Source organism: Paraburkholderia sp. RL18-085-BIA-A (assembly GCF_046027075.1).
In the GTDB taxonomy this organism is placed as follows: domain Bacteria; phylum Pseudomonadota; class Gammaproteobacteria; order Burkholderiales; family Burkholderiaceae; genus Paraburkholderia.
Window position 1 is genome coordinate 1 of the sequence record NZ_JARESU010000223.1, and the last position, 8,778, is coordinate 8,778.

The following is an 8,778-nucleotide window of genomic DNA, read 5'->3' on the forward strand; positions in this document are numbered from 1 at the left end:
CCGCCATTCGCGCGCCATCATCGATCGGACATTCAGGCGTCAGTTCTACCAACATAGCGGACGCACACGTAAGGACCGCAGAGCGTTTCGTAAATACGCACGTACGCTTTTAACACAATCAGCATATTCGGACGGAGACGCGGGGCATGAACGCTTTTGATACCGTTATTCAAACCTGGCTCGTTTCTATCGGCTCATCGTCCTTCGCGTTTACCCACACCGTTCACGCGATCACCGAGTTCTACTTCACCAAAGGCGTCGTTCCGCTCGCGATTCTCTGTGCCATCTGGTTCCAGCCGGGAGACTCCCAGCAATTGCGCCGCGAGACTGTCGTCGCGACTCTGTGCGCCGGGCTCGCGGCATTCCTGCTTGGCCGCCTGTTCGCGCTGACGCTGCCGTTCCGTCTCCGCCCGCTTTATGAGCCCTCCGTTCATTTGTTGTTTCCGCTATCCGACCAAACGGACAAAGGCCTTCGCTTGTGGAGCGCGTTCCCCAGCGATCATGCCGCGCTCTGGATGGCGATAGCCGTCGGCATTTTCCTTGTCTGGCGATGGATCGGCCTGCTCGCGATCGTGCATTGCGCGGTCTTCGTGTGTCTGCCTCGCGTCTATGTGGGGCTGCACTATCCAACCGACGTCATCGGGGGCGCGGCCATCGGCGCCTTCTGCGCATGGCTCTTCACGCGTCCGCCGATACGCACCCGCTTCGCGCCGCTCTTCTTGCGATTCATGGAATATCGGCCGGCCATGGGTTACATGCTCGCTTTCCTGTTCTTCTTCGAACTCGCGACGATGTTCGATGAGCCGCGTACCGTCGCGGGATTGGTCGTAAAGCAACTACACCGAGGGTTTCTCCATTGAGCACAAGACTTCCCTGCACCACCGCTCCTGGCTGACGACGAACGACGGCAGATGCCAATCTGGTGTCTCGGCTACGCCAGTGCGGACGACCGGACCACTCTGTTAGCAGCCCTGGAATGCCCGACCCTGCGACCGGCGACAACGGGTCGCGGGCTGCCCGTCGCAGATTCGCAGAATTCGAAAAACATGCCATTTGCATGAGACCGGCTACGGCCAACTACGGACGCCCGACCTCGCTCTCGGCCGGACATTCGAAGGTCCGTTCTGCTCGGTTAGCTGCCCTTGCCCTGCTCGAGGGACGCTGCGGCGATTTCGTCCATGATGTTGGTCACGCGCTGCACCGATTGCATGTTCTCATCCATCGTAGCGCCGGACGCTTGACGAACTCGGCACCGGCTCGCCGCCCCCCGAAGCCCTGGATATTCAGTGTTGTCGCCGCCTCCGGAGCGTCGGCGGCGAAATGGCATTTCGGTCGCGCGGAAGATCTACTGATCGATCTTTCGTGTGACGCTCGACTGGGGTTCGCTGTATGCCAACCGCCTTCGCCTCTGTGCAAACATTTGTGCGCGATGGGACAAGTATGCGGAATTTCGTCTTTCTACCCTTGCGCTGGTGCGATGCAACAAGGCGTACATGGTGTGGGCCATTGCCATCTGCCGCTCAGGGAGTTCCGGGATGTATACCAAACTTGTCGATCACGGGCATGGAGTGCTGCGCGCAGGCGGTCTTGCCCGCCACTGGCGCGAGCTGGTTCTTGGCGCCGTCAGTCTGCTCGCGCTGCTGGTGTCGGGTCACGCACAGGCTGCCGCGCCGGCGCCTGCCGAATGCGCGGCGCTACAGGCGAAATACCCGCAATTCAAGGGCAAGACGCTGATTAACGCGATCAACCCGCACACGCCAGGCTATGAAGCGCTGGACCCGAATGACCCGAGTAAATATATCGGCTTCGACATCGACCTCGGCGACGCGATTGGCAACTGCCTCGGCTTCAAGATGGCGTACAAGCCAGTCTCGTTCGCGGCGCTGCTTCCGACGCTGCAAAGCGGCCAGGCGGACATCGTGATCTCCGACATGTATGCGACCGAAGAGCGCGCGAAGGCGGCGGACTTCGTCACCTATTCGAAGGTGTTCGACGGCGTGCTCGTCGCGAAGGGCAATCCGAAGAAGATCAGCGGCATCAACCCAACGATGTGTGGCACGACTGCCGCCGAGAACACCGGCTACGTTGAAGTGCCGCTGATTCAGAATCTTGCGCCGGCCTGCAAGGTGGCGAACAAGCCGGAAGCGGCCGTGCAGCTCTATGACAACAACGCGAACGCGATCCAGGCGATTCTCGCGGGCCGCGCAGACACCTATATCAACGACGTGAACACGGTGGACCAAGCGGTCAAGGCGTATCCGAACCAACTCGAAAAAGCCAGTGCGGTGACGCTGCCGTATTCGATTGGTATAGCCGTGCCGAAAACCAACCCCGCAATGCGCGCTGCCGTGCTGGCAGCGCTCGTCGCGATCCAGAAGGCCGGCATCCAGGCCGACTTGCTGAAGAAGTGGTCGCTCGGCGTTGAAAATCTCGAAACTCCCAAGCTGGTTGCCTTGAACTGATGAATTTGTTTCTGCACTATCTCGGCCTGCCATATCTGCTAAGCGGCATCGGTTTTACGATTGCGGTCACGGCCCTCGGGTTGGCGGGCGGTCTGATCGTGGGACTGGTGCTCGCGAGTATGCAACTGAGCAAGGTGGGGCCGCTCGCCGCGATCGCGCGCGGCTACACGGTGATTTTTCGCGGGACGCCGCTGATCCTGCAACTCGTGTTCGCGTACGACGCGTTGCCGCACATCGGCTTGAAGTTGAGCGCGATGGGCGCAGCGGGTCTCGCGCTCGCGGCGAACGAGGGGCCGTTCATCGCGGAGATCCTGCGCGCGGGTGTGCTCGGCGTCGACCGTGGGCAACTGCTTGCGGGGCAGGCGCTCGGCATGACGCCGACCGTGCTGCTGCGCCGCGTGATCGCGCCGCAGGCGATCCGCACGATGATACCGGCGCTCGGGAACGAATCGGTCAGCGCGTTGAAGAACTCGTCGCTGGCCTCCGTGATCGCGGTCGACGAACTGACCTTGCGCAGCACCCAGCTCGCGTCGTCGACGTTCGATTTCTTTTCGATCTTCTTCGCGTCCGGGCTGATGTATCTCGTGCTGACCGGCGCGATCGCCGCGATCCAGTTGTTCGCCGAAACCGCGCTCGATCTCGATCGCAGCCCGTCTGGACGCTTTGCACGGCTGCTGCCGTGGCGCCGTGCCCGGATCGCGGCGAACCCACTCGGCGCGGGCGCTGCGCTACCCGCCGGTGCGCTGCTCGAACCGACGCCGTCGCCCGTGCCCATGCCCAACGCGCGTGACGTTCACGCGGAACGCGCGCAGCGCTACGCGACGCTCCAGAAGCAGAGCGCGACCGTGCAGGTGAAGGGTTTGAGCAAGCGTTACGGCGAGCAGACGGTGCTCGACGGCTTCGACCTCACCGTCCGCTTCGGCGAGGTCATCGCGCTGCTCGGGCCGAGCGGATCGGGCAAAAGCACCCTGCTGCGCTGTATCAACCACCTGGAGCAGTGGGACACGGGGGAAATCCGCATCGCCGGCAAGCGCCTCGGTTTTCGGGTCGATGGTCAGCCGATGACCCAGGGCGATATCGCTAACGAGCGTGCGAGTGCTGGCGTCGGCATGGTGTTCCAGCATTTCAACCTGTTCAGTCATCTGACGGCGTGCGAGAACATCGCGGGGCCGCTTCGCTGGGTGCACGGCATGGCGCCCGCTGATGCCGAGCGCCGGGCGCGGGAACTGCTCGAGCGCGTCGGCCTCAGTCATCGCGCCGACGCGTTGCCGCGCCATCTGTCCGGCGGCCAACAGCAGCGCGTCGCGATCGCCCGCGCGCTTGCGCCCAATCCTCGCGTGCTGCTGCTCGACGAACCAACGTCCGCGCTCGATCCCGAACTCGTCGGCGAAGTACTCGACGTGATCCAGCGGCTCGTGGACGAAGGCGGTCTGACGATGATCATCTCAACGCACCAGTTGCGCTTCGCCGATCAGGTCGCCGATCGCGTCGTGTTCATGAGCGGCGGCGCGGTGGTGGAACAGGGGCCTGCGCACGAAGTGCTCACACACCCGCGCCATCCGTTGACGGCGCGATTCCTCAGCGTGATGGGCGCCGACGACCGGCTCGAAGTCGCGTCGTGACGGCACGCGCCATTCAGCATTGCCCGGCCCTTTGCGCCGGGCGCCTTACGAGGTTCGAACAACCATGAAGCACCATACTTTGCCTGTGTCGCCCGAAACGGTTCATTGGGGTTATTTCAGCAAGAAAGTCGCGCCCGCGTTGACTGTGCGCTCCGGTGACCGGATCACGATCGAGACGCTGACCCACCATGCGAACGACGATCACGAACGCATGGTCGCGGGCGACCCCGGCGCCGAAAGCATCTTTCACTGGACCCGCGAGCACAAGGCCATTCCGCGCCGTGGCGCGGGGCCAACCGACGGACCTTTTACGCTCGGTTCCGGCGAAGGGGTCGGCGTGCATCTGCTGACCGGGCCGGTCGCGATCGAAGGGGCCGAGCCCGGCGACGTGCTCGAAGTGCGGATACTCGACGTACGACCGCGGCCGAGCTGCAATGCGTGTTATCGGGGACGCTGTTTCGGTTCGAACGTCGCAGCATCCTGGGGCTTCCACTATCGCGATCTGATCGAGGAGCCGAAGCCGCGTGAAGTCGTGACGATCTTCGAGCTCGATACCTCCGGCGAGCCGTTCGCCCGTGCGGTCTACAACTACGTGTGGACGCCGCAGACGGACCCGGACGGTATCGTGCATCAGACGATCGACTACCCCGGCGTTAAGGTCGACCATTCGCTGGTCAAGAAGCGAGAGAACATCCTGTCGAACGTGAAGGTACCCGCCCGCCTGCATTTCGGCACCATGGGACTCGCGCCGACGGAGCTCGACTACGTCAGCTCCAATCCACCCAGCTACACCGGCGGCAATATCGACGACTGGCGGGTCGGCAAAGGGGCGCGGATGTATTACCCGGTCGCCGTCGAAGGCGCATTCTTTTCGGTCGGCGATCCGCATGCGGCGCAGGGCGACAGCGAGCTCGGCGGTACCGCGATCGAGACCTCGTTGACGGGGGACTTCGAATTCGTGCTGCACAAAAAGAACGACCTGGGCGGCACGATCCTCGAAGGCCTCACGCACCCGATGCTGGAAACTGACGACCAATGGTCGGTGTACGGCTTCACCTTCCCGAACTACCTGGCGGCACTCGGCCCGGCCGGACAGATCGAGGTGGCACAGCACTCCAGCCTCGACAAGGCGATGCGCGACGCGTTTCGCAAGCTGCGCCGCTTCCTGATGACCGTACACAGGCTGAGCGAGGACGAGGCCATCGCGCTGATGTCGGTCGCCGCGGATTTCGGCGTCACGCAAGTCGTCGACGGCAACTGGGGCGTGCATGGCTCGATTCGCAAGAATGTCTTCGTCGACGGCGCGGGGGGCTGAGCGTTCCCGTGCGGGCCGCGGGGCGATGCGGAGCCCACGTGTGCTGGCGTGCCGGATGCATCGGCACGGTGCATATGCGCGCTGCTGGTGCGGCCTCGCGCACGACTGAGGCGGCCGCGCGCGCGCTGCCGCTCAGGGCCGGGATCATCGATGCAGGCGACGTGCGATGGCGCGAATATTGCTCTTCAGCGATGATCCGTCCGGCTCCCCGAATCCATCCAAGGGTAGCGGGCGCCCTGCGACGCGCTCGCGCCGTAGGCACCGGCCTTGGAGTCCACTTGGATCTGCTGCGCTTTACTACCGAATCCTATCCGGAAGTCGAACGGCTTCGCGCTTGGCGGGAAGCGCTCAACAGGATGGGATGGCGTAGCGGCGCGATACCTCCTGCAAGAGCGTTGCACGGGACGATCCAGGCGCAGCGTTCGATCGGGGGCTTCGATCTGAGCCTGCTCGCATCCGTTGCGCAGACGCTCGAGCCGAATGCTGCCGCCGGCGACAGCGTGCTGATCATGCTGCACCTCGACGGCGTGGCGACGCTGCTCGCCGACGGCCGACGCCAGCCCCTGACGTTGAACGACCTCGTCTATCTGCCGTCACGCGAGGGTTGCTCGCTGGTTTTCGCCACGGATTTCCGCGCCTTTGTTGTGCGTATACCGCGTGCGTCGATCAGAGGGCGGCTGCTTGCGCCGTCGTCGATGTGTGCCGGGCGGATCGCCGGAGATGCCGGCGTCGGACACGTGTTTTCCGGTTTTCTGGTGTCACTGGCGGAAAGCGTGGAGACGTTATCGGCCAACGAGTTGCGTCCGCTTGAACTCGCGCTGATTGAGTTCCTGGTAGCGATTCTCGCAGTGCATCAGCGCGAAACGCCGATCAGCGGGCTGACATCGTCGCAGGCGGCCATCTTCTCGCGCGTGTGCCGCAGTATCGATGAGCGGCTCAGCGACCCGAAAATCAGTCTCGCGCTTCTCGCCACAGAAGAGCGCGTCTCGCAGCGCTACCTGCAAAAGCTGTTCGAAACCGCCGGCCAGAGCTTCTCCACCTATTTGCGGCTGCGCCGCCTCGAACGTTGCAGGGCAGAACTAGTCGATCCGCTACACGAAAAGATGTCGATCTCGGATATCTGTTTCCGTTGGGGTTTCAACGATCCCGCGCATTTCAGCCGTGCGTTTCGCGACCAATATCACACCTCGCCGCGCGCCTTCCGCAACGAAGCGAGCCTGGATCTGGCCCGGCATCTGGTGCAGCGCATTTCGCGCGGACTGCCGTTCAACACGGAAGCGCTGCTGCTCCATGCGCAAGCCGCAGCGCAGGCCAGCGCGCAAGCGCGGCCGCGGGAAGCAACGCTCGAGGATGCGGGTATGGTCTTGGCCAGCCCCACCGTCGAGACGCGGACCGAGTCCACAAGGGGCGTCGCCCGCCATCCGGGCAAGCCGCGCCACCACCTGTTGCGCGCGACGGCAAACACGGTGCACTGGGGCTATTTTTCGCACGACCTGAAGCCGGTGCTCGAAGTCGACAGCGGCGATACTGTGACGATAGAGACGCTGACGCAGCATGCATCGGACGACTGGGCGCGCATGGTTGCCGGTGACCCAGGCGCCGAAAGCGTGTTCCACTGGACCGCAGAGCGCAAGAACGTGAACCGGCGCGGTGCCGGACCGATCGATGCATCGATCTACGGACGCGGCGCCGGCGAAGGGTTCGGGGTGCATATCTGCACCGGTCCGATCGCGGTGCGCGGCGCCGAACCGGGCGACGTATTGGAAGTCAGGATTCTCGATGTACATCCGCGGCGCTGCGCGAATCCGCAATTCAGCGGGCGCGCGTTCGGCAGCAATGCGGCCGCGTGGTGGGGCTTCCATTACCGCGAGCTGTTGACCGAGCCTAAACCGCGCGAAGTTGTCACGATTTATGAACTCGACGCCGAGCCGCAGCCGCACGACGGTCCGCCATATGCGCGTGCGGTCTACAACTACCGCTGGACGCCGCAGCGCGATCCGTTCGGTGTGGTGCATCCAACGATCGATTATCCGGGCGTGCCCGTCGACCATTCGACGGTCGAGGAGAATCACGGGATCCTGAAGGGCGTCAAGATTCCCGTGCGCCCACATTTCGGCCTGATCGCGGTCGCGCCGCAACAGGACGGCCTCATCGATTCGATCCCGCCGTCCGCGTTCGGCGGCAACCTGGACAACTGGCGCGTCGCGCAGGGCGCGAGCGTCTATCTGCCGATTGGCGTTCCCGGCGCGTTGCTGTCAGTCGGGGATCCGCACGCGTCGCAGGGCGATTCGGAACTGTGTGGGACCGCGATCGAATGCTCGCTGACCGGCGACTTCCAACTGGTGTTGCACAAGAGAGCGACTCTTGCCGGTCAACCGTATGCGGACCTCACGTATCCGCTCGTCGAAACCCCGGAAGAGTGGGTGCTGCACGGCTTCAGCCATGCAAACTATCTGACTGAATTCGGCACGCACGCGCAGAGCAAGGTCTACGAGAAGTCGACGCTAGACCTCGCGATGCGCGACGCGTTCATCAAGACGCGCCGCTTTCTGATGACGACCAAGGGTCTCACCGAAGATGAAGCAATCTCGTTGATGTCGGTTGCGGTCGACTTCGGCGTGACACAGGTTGTCGACGGCAACTGGGGGATGCACGCGATTATCCGCAAGGCCTTGTTCGCGGATTGATTATTTTGTGACGTTCGCTATGGCGCTGCCAGGAGTCGTACGCGTACGACGCATTTCTTTGTTCATGGAGTTACGGTAGATGGATTTATCGACGAGATTCTGGATGGTTGAGGATGCGCCTACGCCAGTCGGTCCCTTTTCTCATGCAACCGAGCAGCACGGATGGGTGTTTCTCACTGGCCAGATGCCGACATCGCCTGACGATGACAACGCCCCGCTTCCCGAAGGTGTTGCCGCACAGACAACCCGGGTGATGGACAATCTGGTTCTCGTGTTAAAGGGGATCGGGCTTGGGCTCGAAGATGTCGTCTCCGCGCGCATCTTTCTGACCGAGTTCAAACGAGATTACGCGACGATGAACGCGGTCTATGCTGCCTATTTCCCGCCTGCGAAATTGCCGGCGCGGACTTGCATCGGCGTGACTGGATTGGCGCGTGACGCGCTCGTCGAAATTGACTTTATTGCACATAGGCAGACTTCTGCAGCCGCTTGATATCGGTGGGCGAGAGCGTGCAAAAGTTGGGGAGGTCGATTTCTTCAGGACTCCCTGACTCACGGCATGATTGCGCGGTGTGCGCTATCCGTTGGCGAGTACCCGCCCGCTGACGCTGGCCTGATGCATTTTCCGCAACCCGAGTCGGCAATCTTGAGCGCCGAGATGCGACGCGGCGAGAATTCCCCGTTCAAAACCA

General features: G+C 62.9%; 5 protein-coding genes and 1 pseudogene. All 6 read left to right on the forward strand.

Annotated elements, in window-relative coordinates; genetic code table 11:
- Positions 1-146: 146 nt before the first annotated feature.
- Positions 147-860, forward strand: coding sequence for a phosphatase PAP2 family protein (locus P0D89_RS48870; protein ID WP_408369753.1), 714 nt, complete (start codon positions 147-149; stop codon positions 858-860).
- 675 nt (positions 861-1,535) lie between these two features.
- Positions 1,536-2,462, forward strand: coding sequence for an ABC transporter substrate-binding protein (locus P0D89_RS48875; RefSeq protein ID WP_408369756.1), 927 nt, complete (start codon positions 1,536-1,538; stop codon positions 2,460-2,462).
- Positions 2,462-4,084: an amino acid ABC transporter permease/ATP-binding protein gene (locus P0D89_RS48880; RefSeq protein WP_408369759.1), complete on the forward strand. Its 1,623-nt coding sequence runs from the start codon at positions 2,462-2,464 to the stop codon at positions 4,082-4,084. The genes P0D89_RS48875 and P0D89_RS48880 overlap by 1 nt, the downstream gene beginning before the upstream one ends.
- 67 nt (positions 4,085-4,151) lie before the next feature.
- Positions 4,152-5,399, forward strand: a pseudogene (locus P0D89_RS48885) (acetamidase/formamidase family protein); the annotation flags it as partial.
- A gap of 278 nt (positions 5,400-5,677) precedes the next feature.
- Complete coding sequence (locus P0D89_RS48890; protein WP_408369762.1) at positions 5,678-8,086, forward strand: acetamidase/formamidase family protein; 2,409 nt, start codon at positions 5,678-5,680, stop codon at positions 8,084-8,086.
- 79 nt (positions 8,087-8,165) lie between these two features.
- Entirely contained in the window at positions 8,166-8,579 is a 414-nt protein-coding gene (locus P0D89_RS48895; RefSeq protein WP_154566164.1) for a RidA family protein, read from the forward strand.
- Positions 8,580-8,778: the final 199 nt, after the last annotated feature.